The sequence below is a fragment of the Vibrio sp. Vb0937 genome (genome assembly GCF_033338855.1).
On record NZ_JAWOTK010000010.1, the window covers coordinates 120,855 to 143,301 of the forward strand.

18 protein-coding genes are annotated in these 22,447 nt (G+C 46.2%); 9 read left to right on the forward strand and 9 right to left on the reverse strand.

Translation table 11 applies throughout. The annotated features are described in order from the left end of the window. Positions 1-252: 252 nt before the first annotated feature. Together pckA and R7P67_RS14750 are read left to right on the forward strand one after the other, a co-directional pair. The gene (pckA, locus tag R7P67_RS14745) at positions 253-1,881 is read left to right on the forward strand and encodes a phosphoenolpyruvate carboxykinase (ATP) (protein WP_005379288.1); all 1,629 of its coding nucleotides are present in this window, start codon (positions 253-255) and stop codon (positions 1,879-1,881) included. A gap of 190 nt (positions 1,882-2,071) precedes the next feature. Beyond that, positions 2,072-4,189, forward strand: a complete 2,118-nt coding sequence (locus R7P67_RS14750; protein ID WP_262652852.1) for an AsmA family protein — start codon at positions 2,072-2,074, stop codon at positions 4,187-4,189. Here R7P67_RS14750 and R7P67_RS14755 read toward each other — a convergent pair. The 3 genes from R7P67_RS14755 to R7P67_RS14765 form a co-directional block, all read right to left on the reverse strand. Beyond that, the gene (locus tag R7P67_RS14755) at positions 4,175-5,092 is read right to left on the reverse strand and encodes a bifunctional GNAT family N-acetyltransferase/hotdog fold thioesterase (RefSeq protein ID WP_005379283.1); all 918 of its coding nucleotides are present in this window, start codon (positions 5,090-5,092) and stop codon (positions 4,175-4,177) included. The two genes, R7P67_RS14750 and R7P67_RS14755, sit on opposite strands and share 15 nt — an antisense overlap. Positions 5,093-5,198: 106 nt before the next feature. Continuing rightward, positions 5,199-5,633, reverse strand: coding sequence for a D-aminoacyl-tRNA deacylase (gene dtd, locus R7P67_RS14760; RefSeq protein WP_005379282.1), 435 nt, complete (start codon positions 5,631-5,633; stop codon positions 5,199-5,201). After that, positions 5,605-6,549 carry a virulence factor BrkB family protein gene (locus tag R7P67_RS14765; protein ID WP_005379281.1) on the reverse strand — a complete coding sequence of 315 codons (945 nt, stop codon included), beginning with the start codon at positions 6,547-6,549 and terminating at the stop codon, positions 5,605-5,607. Before R7P67_RS14765 ends, dtd begins: the two co-directional genes overlap by 29 nt. A 34-nt stretch (positions 6,550-6,583) precedes the next feature. Between R7P67_RS14765 and R7P67_RS14770 the strand changes: the two genes are divergently transcribed. Next, positions 6,584-7,225, forward strand: a complete 642-nt coding sequence (locus R7P67_RS14770; protein WP_005382972.1) for a DUF2959 domain-containing protein — start codon at positions 6,584-6,586, stop codon at positions 7,223-7,225. Between the two features lie 31 nt (positions 7,226-7,256). Here the strand turns inward: R7P67_RS14770 and R7P67_RS14775 are convergent, their stop codons facing one another. Both R7P67_RS14775 and typA read right to left on the reverse strand, forming a co-directional pair. Beyond that, on the reverse strand, positions 7,257-7,799 hold the full coding sequence (locus tag R7P67_RS14775) for an AAA family ATPase (RefSeq protein WP_042522598.1): 543 nt from the start codon (positions 7,797-7,799) through the stop codon (positions 7,257-7,259). A 72-nt stretch (positions 7,800-7,871) separates the two neighbouring features. Next, positions 7,872-9,701 carry a translational GTPase TypA gene (gene typA, locus R7P67_RS14780; protein ID WP_262652853.1) on the reverse strand — a complete coding sequence of 610 codons (1,830 nt, stop codon included), beginning with the start codon at positions 9,699-9,701 and terminating at the stop codon, positions 7,872-7,874. Between the two features lie 530 nt (positions 9,702-10,231). Here typA and glnA point away from each other — a divergent pair. The 6 genes from glnA (at position 10,232) to add (ending at position 18,859) form a co-directional block, all read left to right on the forward strand. Next, positions 10,232-11,641 (forward strand): glutamate--ammonia ligase, encoded by a 1,410-nt coding sequence (gene glnA, locus R7P67_RS14785; protein WP_005379275.1) that lies wholly within the window; start codon positions 10,232-10,234, stop codon positions 11,639-11,641. 195 nt (positions 11,642-11,836) lie between these two features. Then, positions 11,837-12,418: a DUF4124 domain-containing protein gene (locus R7P67_RS14790; protein WP_053307274.1), complete on the forward strand. Its 582-nt coding sequence runs from the start codon at positions 11,837-11,839 to the stop codon at positions 12,416-12,418. Positions 12,419-12,550: 132 nt separating this feature from the next. Next, positions 12,551-13,597, forward strand: a complete 1,047-nt coding sequence (gene glnL / locus R7P67_RS14795) for a nitrogen regulation protein NR(II) (RefSeq protein ID WP_017821940.1) — start codon at positions 12,551-12,553, stop codon at positions 13,595-13,597. Positions 13,598-13,654: 57 nt separating this feature from the next. Beyond that, on the forward strand, positions 13,655-15,058 hold the full coding sequence (gene glnG / locus R7P67_RS14800; RefSeq protein WP_171343032.1) for a nitrogen regulation protein NR(I): 1,404 nt from the start codon (positions 13,655-13,657) through the stop codon (positions 15,056-15,058). Between the two features lie 102 nt (positions 15,059-15,160). Continuing rightward, positions 15,161-17,707, forward strand: coding sequence for an EAL domain-containing protein (locus R7P67_RS14805; protein ID WP_262652854.1), 2,547 nt, complete (start codon positions 15,161-15,163; stop codon positions 17,705-17,707). A gap of 147 nt (positions 17,708-17,854) precedes the next feature. Beyond that, positions 17,855-18,859, forward strand: coding sequence for an adenosine deaminase (add, locus tag R7P67_RS14810; protein ID WP_005382965.1), 1,005 nt, complete (start codon positions 17,855-17,857; stop codon positions 18,857-18,859). 69 nt (positions 18,860-18,928) lie between these two features. Here the strand turns inward: add and hemN are convergent, their stop codons facing one another. From hemN to R7P67_RS14830, 4 genes are all read right to left on the reverse strand, one after another. After that, positions 18,929-20,320 carry an oxygen-independent coproporphyrinogen III oxidase gene (gene hemN / locus R7P67_RS14815; RefSeq protein ID WP_171345951.1) on the reverse strand — a complete coding sequence of 464 codons (1,392 nt, stop codon included), beginning with the start codon at positions 20,318-20,320 and terminating at the stop codon, positions 18,929-18,931. Positions 20,321-20,504: 184 nt separating this feature from the next. Next, on the reverse strand, positions 20,505-20,993 hold the full coding sequence (locus R7P67_RS14820; protein ID WP_171345950.1) for a DUF2489 domain-containing protein: 489 nt from the start codon (positions 20,991-20,993) through the stop codon (positions 20,505-20,507). Positions 20,994-21,000: 7 nt separating this feature from the next. Then, positions 21,001-21,543: a Der GTPase-activating protein YihI gene (yihI, locus tag R7P67_RS14825; RefSeq protein WP_005379252.1), complete on the reverse strand. Its 543-nt coding sequence runs from the start codon at positions 21,541-21,543 to the stop codon at positions 21,001-21,003. After that, a complete protein-coding gene (locus R7P67_RS14830) occupies positions 21,543-22,181 on the reverse strand; it encodes a class I SAM-dependent methyltransferase (RefSeq protein WP_005379250.1) in 639 nt (212 codons plus the stop codon). Before R7P67_RS14830 ends, yihI begins: the two co-directional genes overlap by 1 nt. Positions 22,182-22,447: the final 266 nt, after the last annotated feature.

The following is a 22,447-nucleotide window of genomic DNA, read 5'->3' on the forward strand; positions in this document are numbered from 1 at the left end:
CTAACCTCAAGCGTAATAAAACAACTGCTTAATTTTAAACAATTAATAATGATTTTGCCCTAGCGCAAAGGATTGCGTGCACGATAGACTATTCCCACCAATATGTGACGGGTTACCTAAAACCTTATTGAAATCATGGGTAAATTTTGAGCTATCTCCCTGTTTTCTCCCCGCCCCGTTGCTAGCATGGTGAGCAGATTAAAATTAAAACATTCTTACAAAATCCCTACAAAATCCTTATAAGGAGCACCTATGACCGTTATGGAACATACTAAGGCTGCAACACTTGATCTAACCAAGCACGGACTGCATAACGTAAAAGAGGTTATTCGCAACCCAAGCTACGAAATGTTGTTTGAGGAAGAAACGCGTGAAGACCTAACCGGTTATGAGCGCGGCGTGGTTACTGAACTAGGTGCGGTTGCCGTTGACACTGGCATCTTTACTGGTCGCTCACCAAAAGATAAATACATCGTCAAAGACGCTACGACAGAAGAACATATGTGGTGGACGTCTGATCAAGTGAAAAATGATAACAAGCCAATCACTCCTGAAGTGTGGGACGAGCTAAAAGAACTGGTCACAAACCAGCTTTCTAACAAACGCTTGTTTGTTGTTGACGGTTACTGTGGTGCAAACCCAGATACACGTTTGAGCATTCGTGTTATCACAGAAGTCGCATGGCAAGCGCACTTCGTTAAAAACATGTTTATTCGCCCGACAGAAGAAGAGTTAGCGACATTTGAACCAGACTTCGTAGTAATGAATGGCGCAAAATGCACTAATCCAAAATGGGAAGAGCAAGGCCTGAACTCAGAAAACTTCACCGTATTTAACCTAACTGAGCGCATGCAACTTATCGGTGGTACTTGGTACGGCGGTGAAATGAAGAAAGGTATGTTCGCGATGATGAACTACTTCCTTCCACTAAAAGACATCGCATCAATGCACTGTAGCGCTAACATGGGCAAAGATGGCGATGTAGCGGTATTCTTCGGTCTATCTGGTACGGGTAAAACGACCCTGTCGACTGATCCTAAACGTGCGCTAATTGGTGATGATGAGCACGGCTGGGATGATGACGGTGTCTTCAACTTCGAAGGTGGTTGTTACGCAAAAACCATCAAACTTTCGAAAGAAGCGGAGCCGGACATCTACAACGCAATTCGTCGTGATGCACTGCTAGAAAACGTAACAGTACGTGGCGATGGTTCTATCGACTTTGATGATGGTTCGAAAACAGAAAACACACGTGTTTCTTACCCTATCTACCATATCGATAATATCGTTAAGCCAGTATCAAAAGGCGGTCACGCGAATAAAGTGATCTTCCTATCAGCCGATGCATTTGGCGTACTGCCTCCAGTATCTAAATTGACACCCGAGCAAACTAAGTACCACTTCCTGTCTGGCTTTACCGCCAAACTAGCGGGAACAGAGCGCGGTATTACTGAGCCAACACCAACTTTCTCTGCTTGTTTCGGCGCGGCGTTCCTAACGCTTCACCCAACTAAATACGCAGAAGTACTGGTTAAACGCATGGAAGCAGCAGGCGCTGAGGCTTACCTAGTGAATACTGGTTGGAACGGCACTGGCAAACGTATCTCTATTCAAGATACACGCGGAATTATTGATGCCATTCTTGATGGTTCGATTGAAGAAGCACCAACTAAGCACATTCCAATCTTCAACCTTGAAGTACCAACGTCACTACCAGGTGTGGATCCTAGCATTCTAGACCCTCGCGACACGTACGTTGACCCACTTCAGTGGGAAAGCAAAGCGAAAGATTTAGCAGCGCGCTTTATCAATAACTTTGATAAGTACACAGACAACGCTGAAGGTAAATCTCTGGTTGCGGCTGGTCCTCAGATTGATTAAATCGAGTAACAGCGACGTCGCGTAAACGCAGTGAAAAGTTGGCATTAACTTATCACCTTTACGTAGGCCAAGTTACAAAAATTGCTTCAAGCCCCTCTTTTGAGGGGCTTTTTATTGAATACCACAGAATATTGATACAAGCTAAAGCCTATCTAGTTTTATTTCATAACACACGTAGGTTCTAGCAAAGATGAAAACAGCGCGTCGAGTTTTACTTCTGTTACTGGTTATCTTAGTTGCCATTCCAGCCGCTACGATTGCGCTGCTAACAACATCTTACGCGGACGCAACCTGGCGCTTGCTGTCAAACACCTTTTCTCTTCCCTTCCGGGCCGGAAGCGTGCGTTATGGCTTTCCCTATCACCTAACTTTACAACGCGTGAACACCAGCGGAGACGATGCGTCTTACATCGAGCAAGTCGATTTATGGATGAATCCCGATGTTTATCGCGATGGTAAATGGATCGTTGATAGTTTATTGATTGATGGTATGAGCTTGCAGTATGGCGCACCAAAGCTCCCACCTTTAGACAACGTTTTATTCCATCAAATCGCGCTCAAAAATATTGATTACGCCGACGAGCAGTTCTCTGCCAATGGCATTGACCTTCAAATTCAATCACCACAATGGAATGGTCAATTAATACCATATGGCGAAGTTCAACTTGCAGCTGACCAACTCTATTGGAATGGCGAAGCCTTTAATCAAGTCTTAGTCGATATAGACTACAAACCGCAAGACAGTACGCTTTATGGCACCTCTTTTAACTGGCGTAACAGTCAAATATCTGGGCAAGGGGAGCAGTATCCTCAAGGCTGGTCTTTAGTAAATGTGACCATCAACAAGCTGAAACTGAGTAATACGCAGCGCCAATCACTGCTTGCAAAACCTTGGCACGATCTACCATTTAACATTAATCATATTAATAGCTTAGATTTGCTTAACGCCGATATTGAATGGGGCGACTGGCACTGGCAGAACTTGGATCTTTCTGTGGAAAACGCCACACTGCCACTGTCTCTCTGGAAGACAAAAGCTCAAGTGTCATTGCAGGCGGATAGCGTTCGATTCCAGCAGCAAACCGCAATAGAGCCACGTTTGAGTGCCGCTATCGAGCCAGGAGTAATCCAGCTCAACGAGCTCAGTTTAGATTGGCAGCAAGGTCGAGTGCAAGTTTCTGGATTGTTCACGCCAACACAATGGAAGCTCAAAGAAGCCTCTATTCAAGGCCTCAAGTGGGCAACACAGCCAGAAGACAACCTAAATTGGTGGCACGCCGCCACCAGCGAGTTAGAGCATGTTGCAATCGAACGACTCGACATTGAGCGCAGCCAAATTATCCAGCTATCTCACGAACCTTATTGGCAACTTTCCGGTTTAAATATCGAAGGACAACAGCTTGATATTAAACAGTCGGCTCAACGTTGGGGCCTTTGGCAAGGCGAATTGGAAGTCAGCGTTGTCAACGCCAGCTATGACCAAATACTCACGTCTCACGCAGCACTTGCCATGCAAAGCAAAGATGGCTTTTGGCAATTGACTCGCCTTTTTGCGCCACTCGAGCAAGGCTACGTAGAAGGCATCGGACAGATAGATTTGAGTACCCCGAGCCAACCTTGGGCGCTCAACGTCAATGCTGATGGTATTCCCTTATCGCTCTTCCACGATTATTTTTTACCCGACACACTGGCTATTGATGGTTTTTCCGATCTCAGCCTCGATCTACAAGGGTTGTCAGGTGATCGCAACATGCTGGCCTACAGCTTGTCGGGTGAAGTGGAAGCCAACCTCCGAGATACCCGCTTGAAGTCCCAAGCGGATCATTTGCTCAAAGCCATTACCTTAAGTCCACTGCGTTTAAGCGCGCAACGAGGGGAAGTTGCCATAAAGCCGGTCACCATCTCAGGAAAAGCCATAAGTGGTAAGGTTTGGGGAACATTTGATATGGCCAACAACCCGCTAAGTGGCATTACTTATCAATTGGAAGAGTCGTGCGGAAACATTGAAGGCGATCTACTAAGTGGTGAAACCCACCGTAATGAGTGCGTGAACGCATCAAAACTGGCCGAGCCTACTGATATTGAGACTCCACAGAAAAATGAGCCTTCCATCGAGCAACCTATCGTGATTGATAACATCAATTTGGAGACTCAAGAGGAAGAGCTTTACGAAGAAGTTATCGAAGAAGATGAAGTACCCGACACGAATTCCGCAGCAGAACAAACCCTCTCACCGACAGAGCAAGAAGGTGAAACAGATAAGCGCCCAGCAGATCAGTCGGCGCTTACCCCATCAGCAACTGAGTAACTGCGAGTAGTTCGGTATCAACATATAGGTACCGACAAAATCCACAGCTGGCGTGTCACCACTATAAATTACTACGTGAATAACGATGCGTGCTTTGCGTCCCGACTCCAATCGGTCTAGGTCACCACTGATCCCATCCAACGAAGTACTCGCTACGGGGTTTTGTTCGACTGGTTGACGATAACGAATCGAGCTGTCGGCCAACACAATATCCCCGTGCAACCCACGCTCTTTAAGCAGCAGCCACGTCATCCCCCACCCTGTCAGGGTTGCTAAGGTAAAAGCTGACCCGGCGAACATGGTGTTATGGGGATTAAGGTTAGGATTAAGCTGCGCACAGCATTCAAACTGGTAACCCGTGTACTGGTTAATTTTGATCCCCATTTTGTCGCTAATTGGGATTTGTTGCTCCCAGCGCTGTTGAAGCTCAGTACACCATTCAGGGCGACGTAACACATTGGCCATCGGATCCAGTTGCTTCACCATTTGCTGATGGCGCACAGGGCCACGCTCATCGGTTAGCTCGCCTCGACGCTCAAAGCCATTTTTTTCATAAAAGGCGATGGCATCTTCACGGGCATTACACACCAAGCGTTTCGCTCCTTCTTGGCGCGCTAACGACTCTAGTGCAACCAAAACCAGCGACCCCATTCCTTTGCTACGGCGATTATTTTTAACCGCCATGTAGCGGATCTGGCCATCATTATCCGGCGTAATGTATAAACGGCCAATCGCCATAGGACGACCTCGACCATCAACAATCATGCGGTGATGGCTCATTTCGTCGTATTCATCGCGCTCAGAGCCGATCGGCATACGCCATGGCTCACGAAGCAGTTGCCAGCGAAACTGATAATACTTGTTTATCTGATTATCGGTTTTGGGAGTAATGAGTTTGAACATATCAATCCTTTGAAAGCACAACACTAATCAGTGTCGGAAAAATTACTCCAAGCCAATTCCATGATCTTGGAGTTAAAGCTTAGACTATGGCGCCTGTGTTACCAGATTAGACCTGCAACCAAAACGTCACTGGACCGTCATTCACCAAAGACACTTTCATATCGGCAGCGAAGCGGCCACGCTGTGTGGGTAAGACTTCTTCACACAAGTCAGAAAAGTAATCATACAAGCGCTCTGCATCAACAGGATGCGCACCGCGAGAAAAGCCAGCTCGCGTGCCTTTTTTTGTATCCGCAGGCAGCGTAAATTGAGAAACCACCAGCACTTTACCTTCCACCTGTTTAACGTTTAGGTTCATCTTGCCTTCGTCATCTTCGAACACACGGTAGGTTGTAACACGCTCCATTAAACGCTTTGCTTTAGCTTCATCGTCGTCCTTCTCTACGCCCAATAAGACCAGCAGACCACGATCAATTTCTCCTACGACTTCACCATCCACACGGACGGCTGCTTCACTGACTCGTTGAATTAGCGCTATCACTACTCTCGCTTCCTTCATCTGTTAACTGAGATTCAGCGGTCGAGTGTATCATGTCTAAATCTTCACTCCAGTGCTCTCGCTCACCAAGCGCAGCCGTAACTTCCGCCCCCAATAACACGATCATCCAGCATAAATACACCCAAACAAATAAGATAGGAATCGCCGCTAACGCGCCGTAGATGAGCTGATAAGACGGAAACTGAGTGATGTAGAGTGCAAAGCCTTTTTTACTTAACTCGAACAGTATCGCGGCGACTGCTGCCCCCATGGCACCATGAGCGAGGTGTACTTTTTTATTCGGCACTAGAATATACAAACCAAGAAAAGCAAAAAAGGACAGCAACAACGGTAGCCAACGCAGAAATAAATTAAACGCACCAGATAATGTCTCGTTCTCTAAAATTTGCAGCGAAGTCACGTACGACGTCGCCGCAATACTCGCACCGACCATGATAGGCCCTAACGTGAGTACCATCCAATACATAGAGAATGAAAAGACTAAACGGCGCTTGTCTTTAACTCGCCAAATGTAGTTTAAGTTCTTATCAATGTTGGAAATCAGCATGACCGCTGCGATGAATAAAAACCCACCGCCAACCGCGCTCATTTTGCCCGTATTCGCCACAAATTCCTGTAATGCCGTATGTACAGCTTCTCCAGAAGCCGGCACAAAATTCTCAATAATGTAGCCTTGCAGCACCTCACCAACGTTCGCAAAAACGGGAAATTTCGACAATATTGATAACAATACCGTCAGCATTGGCACGATGGATAACAAGGTAATGTAGGCAAGATAGCCCGCGTTCACATTCACACGGTCATGCGTTAATCGCTTAAGAAGATACTTAAAAAACGCGACGCAACTTGGCAGTAGATTGATTAATCTCGCCTTGTAACTCTCTGATAACTGGTTCATAGTTCATCCCATAATTAGCGCCGAGGACATAAGAATGCCTTATTTATTAGCAATTGTACTATCAATTTTCACTTTAACAGGGTGTCAATCTGCTTATTACTCAGCAATGGAGCAGGTTGGGTATCATAAACGAGATATTATGGTCGACCGCGTCGAAGATGCCAAAGAATCTCAACAAGATGCACAAGAAGAATTCACCAGTGCACTTGAAGCCTTATCTGCGATCACCAACTTTGATGGTGGTGAGCTAGAAAATGTCTACAACAACATCAATGACAAATACGAAGATAGCGAAAAAGCGGCTCAAGACGTACGTGACCGTATTGCTGCGATTGAAGACGTATCCGGCGCACTGTTTGATGAGTGGCAAGATGAGCTAGAGCTGTACTCGAGTGCGAAACTGCGTCGTTCAAGCGAGCAAAAGCTACGTGAAACCAAAGCCTCGTACAAAACCATGCTTAGCGCTATGAAGCGTGCAGAGAAAAAGATGACACCGGTACTGGACACGCTGCGTGACAACACGTTGTACTTAAAACACAACCTTAACGCCAGTGCGATTGGTTCTTTGCAAGGTGAGTTCTCCAGCTTAGAGAAAGACATTCAGTTTGCGATCAAACAAATGAACGAAGCGATTGCAGAGTCCGATAAATTCCTACAAAAGCTCAATCAAAAGTAAATGATTTAGACCTCCTCCTAGTGAGGAGGTTTTAGTCGGCGACCTCACCGAGTAAACCGATGACTCTTCGAACAAAGCCTACTCTCTCTGGCACAGTTCCCCATGGTACTTCTACCACTTCATAACCCAACTCAGTGTAGACACTCAATAACGACTGATGAATCTCCAATGCTTCTTCAAAGCTGTGCGGACGCACTTCATCTTGTACGTAAATGGATGCTTCAGGTCGACAAGTAAACACCTGACTATGATACCCAGCGCTTTCGGTTAAGAAAGCTTGATCAACCTTACAGCCGCCCACTTGCAGGTATGCAATGATGTCGGGGATGGCGCGATCAACAAACGCAACATCATGACAACGCGCATCACTCTTTTGCTTGTCCATCAACCCAAGGCATAACTTGGCAAACTCAGGTAAATTCGTCCACGGCAAAATACCATTTTCTAACTGGCTTTGCTGCTCAATCAAGTCGCGAGACCCTTCAGGAAACGTGGCGTAACCACACGCGTCTAGCGCATTCAGCAGTGTTGTTTTTCCCGCACCTGGCCCACCGGTGATAATAATCGGGTTCATATTCAACTCCAGAAAACAAAAAGCCCCGAGCATAACTCGAGGCTTCTTCTTAATTGAATCGCTTAACGAAAATTATTTCGCGCCACGAGAAGCACGCTTACGGTCGCTTTCCGTTAGGAACTTCTTACGGATACGGATGCTTTCAGGCGTTACTTCTACTAGCTCGTCGTCATCGATGAATTCTAGTGCTTGCTCAAGAGTCATCTTGATTGGCGGAGTAAGAACCTGTGCGTCATCTGTACCTGATGCACGAACGTTGGTTAGCTGCTTACCTTTCAGTGCGTTTACCGTTAGGTCGTTGTCACGGCTGTGAATACCGATAACCATACCTTCGTAAACTTCAACACCGTGACCGATAAATAGACGACCACGCTCTTGAAGGTTGAACAGTGCGTTAGTTAGCGCTTTACCCATCGCGTTCGCGATTAGTACACCGTTTACACGTTGACCGATGTTACCGCCTTTGTGAGGGCCGTAGTGATCAAACGTATGGTAAAGAAGACCTGAACCTGAAGTCAGTGTCATGAATTCCGTTTGGAAACCGATCAGACCACGTGATGGCATAACGAAGTCCATACGCACACGACCTTTACCGTCTGGAGACATGTCTTTCAGCTCACCTTTACGTAGGCCGATGTTCTCCATGATGCCGCCTTGGTGCTCTTCCATTACGTCGATAGTTACCGTTTCGAACGGTTCCATCAACTGACCATCTTCTTCTTTGATGATTACTTCTGGACGAGATACCGCAAGCTCAAAGCCTTCACGACGCATGTTTTCGATCAGGATAGAAAGGTGAAGTTCACCACGACCTGATACGCGGAATTTATCTGGATCGTCTGTTTGCTCAACGCGTAGTGCAACGTTGTGTACCAGTTCCTTCTCAAGACGCTCAAGGATGTTACGTGACGTTACGAACTTACCTTCTTTACCCGCGAATGGAGACGTGTTTACTTGGAACGTCATTGTTACTGTTGGTTCATCAACAGACAATGGTGGTAATGCTTCTACTGCGTTTTGTGCACAGATAGTGTCAGAAATTTTCAGCTCGCCAAGGCCAGTGATTGCGATGATATCACCCGCGTTAGCTTGTTCCACTTCGTGACGCTCTAGGCCAAGGTAGCCCATTACTGTACCCACTTTACCGTTGCGAGTTTTACCGTCAGCACCAATAATGGTTACCTGCTGGTTTGGTTTAACGCTACCACGAGTTACGCGAGCCACGCCGATAACACCAACGTAAGAGCTGTAGTCTAGCTGAGAAACTTGCATCTGTAGTGGACCATCAAGGTCAACATTTGGCGCGTCAACAACATCAACGATAGTTTGGAATAGTGGTTCCATATTCTCGCCAGTTTCGCCTTCTTCTAGAGAAGCCCAACCGTTAAGTGCTGATGCGTAAACCACTTTAAAGTCTAGCTGGTCATCAGTTGCACCTAGGTTGTCGAATAGGTCGAACACTTGGTCCATAACCCAATCAGGACGAGCGCCTGGGCGGTCAATCTTGTTGATTACAACGATTGGCTTAAGACCGTGCGCAAATGCTTTTTGCGTTACGAAGCGCGTTTGTGGCATTGGGCCGTCAACCGCGTCAACGATAAGTAGTACAGAGTCTACCATCGACATGATACGTTCTACTTCACCACCGAAGTCCGCGTGTCCCGGAGTATCTACGATGTTGATGCGGTAATCGTTCCAGTTAATTGCTGTGTTTTTAGCAAGGATTGTAATACCGCGCTCTTTCTCGATGTCGTTCGAGTCCATGACTCGCTCTTCAGCTTCACCGCGAGACTCTAGCGTGCCTGATTGTTGTAGCAGCTTGTCAACCAACGTGGTTTTACCGTGGTCAACGTGCGCGATGATCGCGATATTTCTTAATTTATCAATCTGTGGAGTAGCCATGGATATTGATTCACTTAGATAGATGAAATGCCCCCACGCTGAGAACGGGTGCTCTCTGGCGACATTTGCTGATTAAAAAAACGGCCATAATGTACCAGATTTTAGCAAAAAGCCTAGAAATATGTGATCTACTCCCGAGCATTTCTGCAATTTTTACGCTTAATGCCCATTTTCTTCCTCAGAACGAATTGATTAAACGCAACTTTATTCTAATCGATGCATAATTCAAATTGACTCTTGCTCAAAAACTGGGCTGAATACGCAATGTACCTGTCACATTATGGTGCAACAATGATTTTTGGCACCATAATGGTGCAAGCAAAGATCATTTTGGTGCAAGCAAGTGCACCAAACTAGCATTCAAAAACACAATTGCTTGAAATTAATGGAATATTTTTTTTGGCACGGTTTTGGCTTTAGTTAAAACAGCATCGATTAATGAAAAGTCAAATTGATTAATCAATGCCAGGTTTCATGAATAATTCATAAATCGAGCTTTTACCGCTTATTAACACTGGAGGTTATCCAAGATGTCAGTAGAAAACGTTCTATCGCTGATCCAAGAAAACGAAGTTAAGTTTGTTGACCTACGCTTCACTGATACAAAAGGTAAAGAGCAGCACATTTCGATCCCTGCTCACCAAATCGACGCAGACTTCTTCGAAGAAGGTAAAATGTTCGATGGTTCATCAGTTGCTGGCTGGAAAGGTATCAACGAATCAGACATGGTAATGATGCCTGACGCATCTTCTGCTGTGCTTGACCCATTCACGGAAGACGCAACACTAAATATCCGTTGTGACATCTTAGAGCCTGCAACAATGCAAGGCTATGACCGTGACCCACGCTCTATCGCAAAACGCGCTGAAGACTTCATGCGTTCTACAGGTGTTGCAGATACTGTACTTATCGGTCCTGAGCCAGAATTCTTCCTATTTGATGACGTGAAGTTCTCGACGGACATGTCAGGCTCTTTCTTCAAGATCGACGACGTAGAAGCGGCATGGAACACAGGTTCTGACTACGAAGAAGGTAACAAAGGTCACCGTCCAGGCGTTAAAGGTGGTTACTTCCCAGTAGCTCCAGTAGATTCATCTCAAGACATCCGTTCTGCTATGTGTCTAGTAATGGAAGAAATGGGTCTTGTTGTTGAAGCGCACCACCACGAAGTGGCAACGGCGGGTCAAAACGAAATCGCAACTCGTTTCAACACGCTAACAACCAAAGCTGACGAAATCCAAATCTACAAGTACGTTGTACACAACGTTGCTCACGCGTTTGGTAAAACAGCGACGTTTATGCCTAAACCACTTGTTGGCGACAACGGCAGCGGTATGCACGTTCACCAGTCTCTAGCAAAAGATGGCGTAAACCTATTTGCTGGTGACAAGTACGGCGGTCTATCTGAAATGGCGCTTTACTACATTGGTGGTATCATCAAACACGCTCGTGCAATCAACGCATTCGCTAACCCATCAACAAACTCGTACAAACGTCTTGTACCAGGCTTCGAAGCACCAGTAATGCTAGCTTACTCAGCGCGTAACCGCTCTGCTTCAATCCGTATCCCAGTGGTACCAAGCCCGAAAGCACGTCGTATCGAAGTTCGTTTCGGTGACCCAGCGGCGAACCCATACCTATGTTTCGCAGCAATGCTTATGGCTGGTCTTGACGGTATCAAGAATAAGATCCACCCAGGCGAAGCGATGGATAAAGACCTTTACGATCTTCCAGCTGAAGAAGCAGCAGAAATCCCAACTGTTGCATACTCACTAAAAGACGCGCTAGCAGAGCTAGATGCTGATCGGGAGTTCTTAACAGCGGGCGGCGTATTCTCTGACGACTTCATCGATTCATACATCGACCTTAAGTCTCAGGACGTAGAGCGTGTGAACATGACAACTCACCCTGTTGAGTTCGAACTTTACTACTCTGTGTAAGGTCGACACTGTGTAAAATGTAAACACAGCAATAAAATATTAGGCTCGCCTCGCAGGCGGGCCTTTTTTGTATTCGCCACTCAAGCTTCGACGTTTAACATGAGGGGATAATAAAAATACGCTTAGAATTTTTCCTTACAGGTCAAAGAGCTAAGCCATTGAAACGTGAAATCATCGAACAAGAGAAGGTGAGCAATGAAAGTTCAGCTTATTCCATCACTGTGTGCACTCAGCGGATTGTTAATCGCCTCTATCGCCTTCGCGCAGGTCGCGTATACGTGGGTAGATGAAAATGGCGTGGTTCACTTTAGTGATACGCCAAACAAAGGAGCAAAAGCGATCGCACTGCCAAACCTTGAAGCCAGCGCACCAGCTCCTGAGGTAGAAAGTACTGAATCGCTCGCACCTCAGACTACGCCATCTACTGCATCACAAAACAAGCCAGAGAAAACAACCGAGAAGCCTCTTCCATTACAACTCTCGATGCTGACTCCCAAGCACAACGAGACCATCCGCAGCAATCGAGGCATCATCAATATTCAATTAGAAACCAATCGCAAGCTTGGTATCGGTGAGCAATTGCAATTGTTACTCGATGGAAAACCTTATGGTGCACCACAAAGCCATATAGTGTGGCAGTTAAACAATATTGACCGAGGCACTCACACACTTGCTGTGCACGCGAAAAGAAGCGGCAAGCTTATTGCATCTACTAGCCCTATAACGGTGCATTTACATAGAGCAAGTGTTAAGCCGACCGTAAAAGGGGCAAAATAGAATATCTGGTGAAAAAAATCACATCACAGCGGTGCTTTTCACTTTTTCTTCTAAGATTTATTCGCCATACTTAACGTTCAATTGCACCATTATTGTGCATCGCACAATCTTAAAGCAAAACAAGGACGTAATGTGGATACCAGTCTTCCTAGTGCCATTCTCAACAATATGGTGACAGCAACGCTGATTCTTGATGATGGATTGGCCATCCGTTATGCCAATCCGGCTGCCGAGTTGCTATTTTCTCAAAGCGCCAAACGAATTATTGAACAATCACTTTCTCAATTGATTCAGCATGCGTCGCTGGATCTCGCGCTGCTCACTCAACCGTTGCAAAGTGGCCAAAGCATCACCGACAGTGACGTCACTTTCGTTGTTGATGGCCGCCCTTTAATGCTAGAGGTGACGGTTAGCCCTATCACTTGGCAAAAGCAGTTGATGCTTCTGGTCGAGATGCGCAAAATTGATCAGCAGCGCCGACTCTCTCAAGAACTGAATCAACACGCCCAACAACAAGCGGCGAAGCTGTTAGTCCGAGGGCTTGCACATGAGATTAAAAATCCGCTTGGCGGCTTACGCGGTGCGGCGCAATTGCTAGAAAAAATGCTGCCAGAGCCCTCTCTCACCGAATATACACACATCATCATTGAGCAAGCAGACCGTTTAAGGGCGCTCGTGGATCGATTACTAGGACCGCAGAAGCCAGGTAAGAAGACACAAGAGAATCTGCACCAAATTCTTGAAAAGGTTCGCCAACTGGTTGAATTAGAGTCACAACGCTCAATCATCATTGAACGAGATTATGACCCAAGCTTGCCAGAGATTTTGATGGATACAGACCAAATCGAACAGGCAATGCTTAATATCGTCAGCAACGCCGCACAAATTCTTAGCCATCAAGAACACGGGAAAATAACCATTCGCACCAGAACGGTGCATCAAGCCAATATTCACGGCAAACGCTGTAAACTCGCTGCTCGTGTCGAAATCACAGACAACGGCCCAGGTATTCCACCGGAACTACAAGACACGCTGTTCTATCCCATGGTCAGTGGCCGCGAGGGAGGAACTGGATTAGGGCTATCTATTTCGCAAAATTTGATCGACCAGCACAATGGAAAAATAGACGTAGAAAGCTGGCCTGGTCACACAACATTTACTATTTATCTGCCGATCTGATTGCGCTAATGGACTTCAAGTCGCGTCAGTTTTTCGGTTTGCTGCAAGGATTACTACATGAGTAAAGGATATGTTTGGGTCGTTGATGACGACAGTTCAATTCGCTGGGTAATGGAGAAAACGCTCTCCTCTGCCAACATCAAATGTGAAACCTATGCCGATGGAGAAAGCGTGTTAATGGCGCTCGAACGCGAAGTGCCGGATGTTCTAGTATCAGACATTCGCATGCCAGGTATTGATGGGTTGGAGCTACTAAAGCAAGTACAGCGCGATTACCCAGACCTTCCCGTGATTATCATGACCGCGCATTCAGATTTAGATGCGGCAGTGAATGCGTACCAAAAAGGTGCTTTTGAATATTTACCAAAACCTTTTGATATTGATGAAACTTTAACTCTGGTTGAACGAGCCATTGCACACAGCCACGAAAACAAACGCGAGCAGCTCTCTCCAGAAGACATTCCAGCAGAAACGCCTGAAATTATCGGTGAAGCACCAGCGATGCAAGAGGTGTTTCGCGCCATTGGTCGTCTTTCTCGCTCCTCTATTTCAGTCTTGATTAACGGTGAATCGGGCACGGGTAAAGAACTCGTTGCTCATGCACTGCACCGTCACAGTCCACGTGCTAACAAACCTTTCATTGCGCTCAATATGGCGGCGATTCCCAAAGACTTGATTGAATCAGAACTGTTTGGCCACGAAAAAGGCGCGTTTACGGGAGCAAACAATGTTCGTCAAGGACGATTCGAACAAGCCAATGGCGGCACTCTATTTTTAGACGAAATCGGCGACATGCCATTGGACATTCAAACTCGTTTACTACGCGTTCTAGCTGACGGGCAGTTTTATCGAGTGGGCGGTCACTCTCCGATCAGTGTCGATGTACGAATTGTCGCGGCAACACACCAGAACTTAGAAAAGCTGGTGCACGAAGGTGACTTCCGTGAGGACCTCTTTCATCGCTTAAACGTGATTCGCGTGCAGATCCCGGCACTGCGTGAGCGTAAGCAAGACATTGAAAAGCTTACACAGCATTTTCTTATCCGTGCGGCTGATGAGCTTGGTGTGGAAACAAAAACTCTCCACCCATCGACCGTGGAGATTCTTAACCGCCTTGATTGGCCTGGCAACGTTCGTCAATTAGAGAATATTTGCCGTTGGCTAACCGTTATGGCCAGTGGTAGCGAAGTGTTACCAAATGACTTGCCAAGCGAACTACTCGAAGAGAAAAAATCCATTTCAGACGCTGCACATGGTAGTTGGCAAGAACAATTGGCGGATTGGGCGCGGCATTCACTCGCAGCAGGAGATAAAGAACTACTTTCTTACGCTTTACCAGAATTTGAACGCATTTTATTAGAAGCAGCCTTAGAGCACACTAAAGGTCATAAGCAAGATGCCGCTAAAGTATTAGGCTGGGGGCGAAATACACTCACCAGAAAATTAAAAGAATTGTACTGACAATCACTTACGTGGTGCGTTAACAACGAGCGTCGTTTGTCACTCGATATTAATAAAAACATCAGTACAATTGTGGCGCACCACCATCTATGTGATTAGGCGATGTCTACTGCTACGACTCAAATTACACTGCGTACTGCTGTTCTGATTCCATTTGTCATGATCTTCTTACTGGCGATCGGTGTCATTGTCTACGTCCAAAAACAAAGTTACGAAGAAGTGGTCACGGATATCAGTGACAAGCAACTTTCCGTGTTAACCGAAAGCGTCCACGACCACCTCAATAGCTATCTACGTAAGCCTTTTACTGCGGTTATGGCTCTCGCGCACAACGTCAGCTATCACAACCTTTATCGCCCTCACGATACCTCAGACATTCAAAACTACCTGCTGAGTGCATTCAAAAATCTTTACCAATCGATACCGCAGTTGGATGTAATCGCATTTGGTTCAGAAAACGGCGACTTTGCAGGCTTTCGCCGCGAGCTTTCCGACGATTACACCTTAATGGTGCAAGATCGCCACACCGATGGTGATCTGGTTATTTATGGAACCAACCATGTGAGTAACAACATTCGAACGGTTATCTCCCAATACGATCCTCGCACTCGCCCATGGTATAAGCCCGTTGCAGATAGCCAAGACGCCACTTGGTCTGAAATTTATACCAACGCTGATGAACGCCAGGATATTACGCTATCAGCCATGACGCCGGTGTACAAACACGACCAATTTGCTGGTGTTTTGGTGACAGACATTCGTATCAATACATTCAACGAGTTCCTGCGCGAGTTAAAATACAACACTAAAGCGTCGGTCTACATCATGGACCCAGATCATCGTTTAATCGCTCACTCAGGCCCGGGAAGCGTCATCTCATGGGGCACAAAATTTTCGGATAAAGGGCAGCGTTTGCTTGCCGCTGAAAACGCAGACCCGATCATCAAAATCAGTGCGAGCCGCGTCCGGTCTTTCGATCTCAACAACACCAAGCAACCTTATACTTTTTCATTTGAACATGATGGCCAACGTATTTTCAGTCGGCTAACCCCGTATCGAGACCAAGATGGCTTAACATGGTTTATTGGCACCTCCATTTCGGAGTCCGAGCTTCTCGGCCTGTTACCGAAAAGCCAGCAAGAGAGTTGGCTCGTTGGCATTATTGTAAGCCTATTTGGGATCGCCATCAGTTGGATCATTTTCAACCGAGTTACTAGACCAATTAACGCGACGGCCGCCGCCGCTCAGCACCTGGCAAATGGGGATTGGGATAGCGGCATGCCAAAGCCTGGTTATGTGTATGAGACAACCGTACTGGTTCATGCTTTTAATGAAATGGCGAACAATCTAAGAGCTTCATTCAAAGCATTGCGTGAACAGTTGGTTTATGACTCTCTGACACGCTTATATAGTCGTCAGGGTTTGGTCGAAATCTGTGAAAATCAGTCTCATCTTTGTCACGGCAGTTTATTTTTACTTGGCATCAACAAATTTAGAGATATCAACGACAGTGTGGGTCATCACAACGGCGACCAGTTGTTGGTCAGCATCGCTAAAAGGTTAAAACAGCAGTTTCGTGACAACGCATTATTGGCTCGGATTGGTGGTGACGAATTCGCGGTGTTTCTCTCAAATGTCGACACGGAAACCAAAATTAAACAAACCGAGCGTCGATTACAGCAACTCTTTTCCACCCCATTTATGGTGGAAGGCGAGAATGTAGTGATGAAGATTTCACTTGGTATTGTACAAACCCAGCCAAACGAAACCATGCCTTTATGGTTACGCAACGCCAGCATCGCATTAAGTTACGCCAAACAAGACTCACTGACTGGTGTTTGTCACTACAGCCCAGAACTAGCGAGCGCTTCAAAGTTTCGTACACAAATGCTGACCAAGATCCAAACTGGCATTGAAAACCGAGAGTTTATTCCTCATTACCAACCGATTGTGGATCTCGTCAGTGGCACAGTGTGTGGCGCCGAAGCACTTGCGCGTTGGCATAGCGACTCAGGTATGGTGTCACCATTAGATTTTATCCCAATCGCGGAAGAAAGCGGCATGATCAAAGCCATCGGCCAACAGATTCTGTTACAAGCTTGTCGCGACACTTACCAAGCGATCGAAAGCAAACAGTGGCCGTCGGACTTCCAACTGCATGTGAATATCTCTGTTAATCAACTATCCTGCCCAAGTTTTGTTGATACGGTGACAAGCGTATTGGATATCACGAAATTACCAGCAAGTAACCTCACACTAGAGATCACAGAATCACGCATCATTGATAGCGCACCGACCACACTAGAAAACATGACTAAACTGCGTGAAATGGGTATTGGTATCGCGATAGATGACTTTGGCACCGGTTACTCATCACTGGGTTACCTCCACTCTCTACCGTTTACTTGCTTGAAGATTGATCGCACCTTCATCAATCAACTCACACAAGAAAACTTAAACAGTTCAGTCGTCGCTGCCGTCATCAATATCACAGCAGGTCTCAAAACTAATGTCGTCGCGGAAGGTGTCGAGGATAGCAATCAAGCACAATTACTGCGCTCTTTAGGCTGTAATCAGGTGCAAGGCTTCTACTACAGCCGCCCTATGCCACTAGAAGAATGGCCAACACATTTGGTGAACATGAAGTAGAAAAGAGCGAGAATCGTTGATTTCCTAGTCATCCTCTACTGACAATCTACCCAACTGTTATTTATACTTAACTGCAAATCTTACCCATGTATTGTCACAGATGATGTTTGGGCCCTGTTCCAGTTCATAACTATCCGGATCGACAAAATGATAACGAAGAACCTTCCTCTTACTGATTTGCACCGTCACCTCGACGGTAACATTCGTACTAAAACGATTCTTGAGCTAGGCCAAAAGTTTGGCATTGCCCTACCAGCGTACGATATTGAGTCTCTCACTCCTCACGTTCAAATTGTCGAAGCGGAACCCTCTCTTGTTGCTTTCCTTTCTAAGCTCGACTGGGGTGTTGCTGTACTGGGCGATCTAGATGCGTGTCGTCGTGTCGCGTACGAAAACGTAGAAGACGCGCTAAACGCACAAATCGATTACGCAGAGCTGCGTTTCTCTCCTTACTACATGGCGATGAAACACAAACTACCAGTAGCGGGGGTTGTTGAAGCCGTCGTGGACGGTGTGCAAGCGGGTATGCGCGATTTTGGCGTGAAAGCCAACCTGATCGGTATCATGAGTCGTACATTTGGCACTGACGCATGTCAACAAGAACTGGACGGCATTCTGAGCCAGAAAGATCACATCGTTGCCGTCGACCTTGCGGGTGACGAGCTAGGCCAACCGGGTGATCGCTTTGTGTCTCACTTCAAGCAAGTACGCGATGCTGGCCTTGGGGTAACGGTCCATGCTGGTGAAGCAGCAGGTGCAGAGAGCATGTGGCAAGCAATCAATGAGCTGGGCGCAACTCGTATCGGTCACGGCGTAAAAGCGATTCACGATCCAAAACTGATGGATTACCTAGCAGAAAACCGCATTGGTATTGAATCTTGCCTGACGTCAAACTACCAAACAAGTACGGTAGAAACGCTAGAAAACCACCCTCTCAAGCAGTTCCTAGAGCATGGCGTTCTTGCGTGTTTGAACACTGACGATCCAGCGGTTGAAGGCATCGAACTGCCATACGAATACGAAGTAGCGGCACCAGCCGCTGGCCTGAGCCAAGACCAGATTCGCCAAGCGCAAATCAATGGCCTTGAGATTGCGTTCCTTTCAGAAGCAGAAAAATCGGAACTGAGAGAAAAAGTAAAAGATCGCGCTTAAATCCAGCGAAAACATAAAAAAATGCCAGCATCTGCTGGCATTTTTTATATCTTGAATCTGTATCTCTGATTAAATAACACGAGAGAATTGTTGCTGACGTGCCTTTGCTCGCAGGTACTTATCGAAGCTCATACAAATATTACGGATCAGCAAACGACCTCGCAGCGTCACACGAATTTCATTGTCATCCACTTCCACCAGCTCATCGTTGATGAAGGTCTGAAGTAGCTGTAAGTCTTCTTTAAAGTACTGTTCAAACTTCACTTTAAACTCAGACTCAATGGCTTTCTTGTCTAACTTGAAGTTACAAATCAGCTGCTTAATCACTTCACGACGGAGCAAATCATCGGAGTCCAGAGAGACCCCTTTCCATAGAGCGTGACGAAGTTCGTTGACTTGAGCGTAGTATTTCTTCAGCTCTTTCTGGTTTTGCGCGTACGCATCGCCGATCATCGAGATTGCAGAAACACCAAAGCCAACCAAGTCACATTCACCTTGTGTGGTGTAGCCTTGGAAATTGCGATGCAAAATACCTTCGCGCTGGGCAGCAGCAAGTTCATCGTCCGGCAAAGCAAAGTGGTCCATACCGATAAATTGGTAGCCAGCACCGGTCAGTGTCGCGATGGTGTCTTGCAGAATCGCCATCTTCTCTTCTGCCTTTGGCAGATCTTCGTCTTTAATCTTACGCTGCGCTGCAAATAGCTGTGGCATGTGCGCGTAGTTAAACACGGATAGACGGCCCGGCTGCATCTCTAGCACTTGTTCTAGAGTCTTGGCAAAAGATTCTTTGGTCTGCTTCGGTAAACCGTAAATTAAATCTAGGTTCGTCGAACGAAAGCCTAACTCTTTTGCGCGCGCAACCATCGCAACGATGAACTCTTCATCTTGCTCACGATTCACCAGCTTTTGCACTTCTTTGTTGAAGTCCTGAACACCGATGCTCAAGCGATTGAAGCCTTCACTACGCAGATGATCCAGCATGGTCAGCTCGATTTCACGCGGGTCAACCTCGATACTGATTTCAGCATCGCAGCTAAAAGTAAACTCTTGGCGTAGCAGGCTCATTACACGCGTGATTTGCTTTTCAGAGAGAAACGTCGGTGTACCACCACCAAAATGCAATTGCGTCACGGTGCGACCCACAAGTAATGCAGCACGTTGACGAATTTCGTGTTCAAGCACGTCGAGGTATTCATCCGCTTTGTGCGAGTGGCGCGTAATGACTTTATTACATCCACAGTAGTAACAAAGCTTGTGACAGAACGGAATGTGTACGTACAGCGATAATGGGCGTTCTGGGTATTGAGTGCATGCCATATCATAATCAGAAATGGTGAACGCTTCATGAAACTCCAGCGCCGTTGGGTACGACGTATAACGAGGCCCGGAATAGTTGTACTTATCCAATACCGCTTGATCCCAGACGATTTGCTGTTTCGATTCAGTGTGTTGATTCGACATGGTGGTACTTTCCGTTAAATGCTAGGGCAACGAAAGCCGTCACCCGATATTCAGAGCCACTATTTTGCCATACGACGATGACAAGCGTGGCAACGCCGACTGGCTTTTTAAGTATAAAACTAAAGAAGTGCTAGCGTGATCACGATACCCCCATTAGCCATAAGGAGACTATTGGGGGTCGCGCTTAAATCATCTGAATATTGATTTGATTATTCAGTGGCTGGACGTTTTTCTGCAACATTTTGAGCTCCTCAATAATCGCATCAGTGAGGCGGCTTTCCGCTTTATGACGCGTCAAGTTCTGTTGCATACGCTCTTTCTTGGCAAGTTGTTGGCGTTCTTCGCCACGCGCCATATCTTTCACGATGTGGTAAAGCTCAGAAATCGCAGGGTACGTTTTATCGAAATCAACGCGGTCTTCACCTTGTACATAATCCATGATGTTATACACACGGATACTGATTTCAGATAAATCGCACTGGCCTTGAATGCCCGCCTGACACAAGGTATGCACATTCTCAAAAATGTTGGCGTTACGTTTGTCTATCGCCAATTTTTGATGCTTCAGCTGCAATTCCTTTTGCTTTTTCAATTGAAGCAGAAGGTAACCTGCATAAGAAGCGAGTGCGATGATAATCACAACACCAGCAATAGCTAATAAGGTTACATTCATAGCTTAATTATCCTTTATAGTCGTCGAAATTAATGTCGTCGAAATCTGCCAGCAAGTCATCATCGTTGCGCGTGCTTTTCTCAGCAGGTGCAGTGAAGTCTTCCTCTTCTTCAGGTTCCAACAAACCTAGTTGGTCCATTAGCTTCTCAATGCGATCGAGTTTCTCATCGACGAATTTCTGTAGACCTGTGCCCAGGTTTTCACCCGCTTCAATACGGTCTAGCAACACGTTCAATTGCGCGTCATTTTCTAGCATCTCTAGTTCTTGCTCTGCCGACAAACGACGCTCTTGCTTCGTCATTTTCTTCGCAGGTTCAACAATCAGAGGTATTTTCTTTTTGCTGCCTAAGCGCGGGTCGCGATTTTGTGCAGCAGCTTGCTTTTTCTGCTCATTAACTTCTGAGTTACGGTTACCCGTTTTCAGACCTTTACGCTTTTTAGCACGCTTGCGTAAGCGGCCTTCCACATCAGATTCTGTACGGTTACGAGTTACAACAAACTCAGGTGCACCAGCGGCACCCGGTTTTCTAGATTTTTTACTACGGCTCATTACTGGGGTTTCCTCAGTAAAATTACATCATTACCAATAAATTCGAGTTCGAGCTTATCCCGCTCTGCTAGGAACTGGAACGTGTCACGACTAAAGAACACTACGTGAGTGAGATCGTTCTTATAATGCCATGATTTGAAAGCCTCCACGTCGATGACCATTTTCGTCATCAGGCCTATCCAGCCCCCTGGCTTAACTAAATTCAACCATTGCTTCCACACCAAATCTGGGTGGTAGAGGTGCTCTATCACCTCTGTTGCTGTCATGAAGTCGTACGTTTTTTCTAAAACCGACGTATCAGGGTGGTAATAGAGATCGTACAACGCCATGTTGTGCCCCGCCTCTTCCAGCATCAAGGAGAGCGTTGGGCCAGGACCACAACCAAAGTCGATACCATTTGATTGTGGAGAAATTCGCTCTGTGATCGGGTCAGCAATACGCGACAAAAAGCGTCGGTAACCCAAATCATCAGGGTTGTTCTCATGCAAATCATAGTGAGCTTTTTCGCTTTCCGCATCCAAACGTTGGTCTGGGTTTACGAATACCAAGCTGCACTGCTCACATTGAAGATATTCACGACGCTTATCTTCAAAATAATGGTGAGTGCGCTGATTTTGGCATAAAGGACAGGTATGCATGCTGACTTCCTCAAACAGGGATGCGAAACATACCAGAAAGTGAACTCGGATTGGAGTGTTGTTGAGTATTTTTTCAGCAATTTTTATTAAAAAACTTTGTTTACAACCTATAAAGCTAAATAAGTGCAGTAATCTCAATTCAAGTTACGACTGAGCAAGTCAACGGATATAAAAAAAGCGACAGTCAGACTGTCGCTTTCTAAGTGCCATCAATTGGCGAAACTGTGTTGCACACATTTGGTGCACCAATGATCCCTTTGTTTTTA

Excerpts from the sequence above, each read along its gene's own strand:
- pckA (WP_005379288.1), top strand. The coding sequence starts at position 253 with ATGACCGTTATGGAACATACTAAGGCTGCAACACTTGATCTAACCAAG.
- R7P67_RS14750 (WP_262652852.1), top strand. The coding sequence starts at position 2,072 with ATGAAAACAGCGCGTCGAGTTTTACTTCTGTTACTGGTTATCTTAGTT.
- R7P67_RS14755 (WP_005379283.1), bottom strand. The coding sequence starts at position 5,092 with ATGTTCAAACTCATTACTCCCAAAACCGATAATCAGATAAACAAGTAT.
- R7P67_RS14765 (WP_005379281.1), bottom strand. The coding sequence starts at position 6,549 with ATGAACCAGTTATCAGAGAGTTACAAGGCGAGATTAATCAATCTACTG.
- R7P67_RS14770 (WP_005382972.1), top strand. The coding sequence starts at position 6,584 with ATGCCTTATTTATTAGCAATTGTACTATCAATTTTCACTTTAACAGGG.
- R7P67_RS14775 (WP_042522598.1), bottom strand. The coding sequence starts at position 7,799 with ATGAACCCGATTATTATCACCGGTGGGCCAGGTGCGGGAAAAACAACA.
- typA (WP_262652853.1), bottom strand. The coding sequence starts at position 9,701 with ATGGCTACTCCACAGATTGATAAATTAAGAAATATCGCGATCATCGCG.
- glnA (WP_005379275.1), top strand. The coding sequence starts at position 10,232 with ATGTCAGTAGAAAACGTTCTATCGCTGATCCAAGAAAACGAAGTTAAG.
- R7P67_RS14790 (WP_053307274.1), top strand. The coding sequence starts at position 11,837 with ATGAAAGTTCAGCTTATTCCATCACTGTGTGCACTCAGCGGATTGTTA.
- glnG (WP_171343032.1), top strand. The coding sequence starts at position 13,655 with ATGAGTAAAGGATATGTTTGGGTCGTTGATGACGACAGTTCAATTCGC.
- R7P67_RS14805 (WP_262652854.1), top strand. The coding sequence starts at position 15,161 with ATGTCTACTGCTACGACTCAAATTACACTGCGTACTGCTGTTCTGATT.
- add (WP_005382965.1), top strand. The coding sequence starts at position 17,855 with ATGATAACGAAGAACCTTCCTCTTACTGATTTGCACCGTCACCTCGAC.
- hemN (WP_171345951.1), bottom strand. The coding sequence starts at position 20,320 with ATGTCGAATCAACACACTGAATCGAAACAGCAAATCGTCTGGGATCAA.
- R7P67_RS14820 (WP_171345950.1), bottom strand. The coding sequence starts at position 20,993 with ATGAATGTAACCTTATTAGCTATTGCTGGTGTTGTGATTATCATCGCA.
- yihI (WP_005379252.1), bottom strand. The coding sequence starts at position 21,543 with ATGAGCCGTAGTAAAAAATCTAGAAAACCGGGTGCCGCTGGTGCACCT.
- R7P67_RS14830 (WP_005379250.1), bottom strand. The coding sequence starts at position 22,181 with ATGCATACCTGTCCTTTATGCCAAAATCAGCGCACTCACCATTATTTT.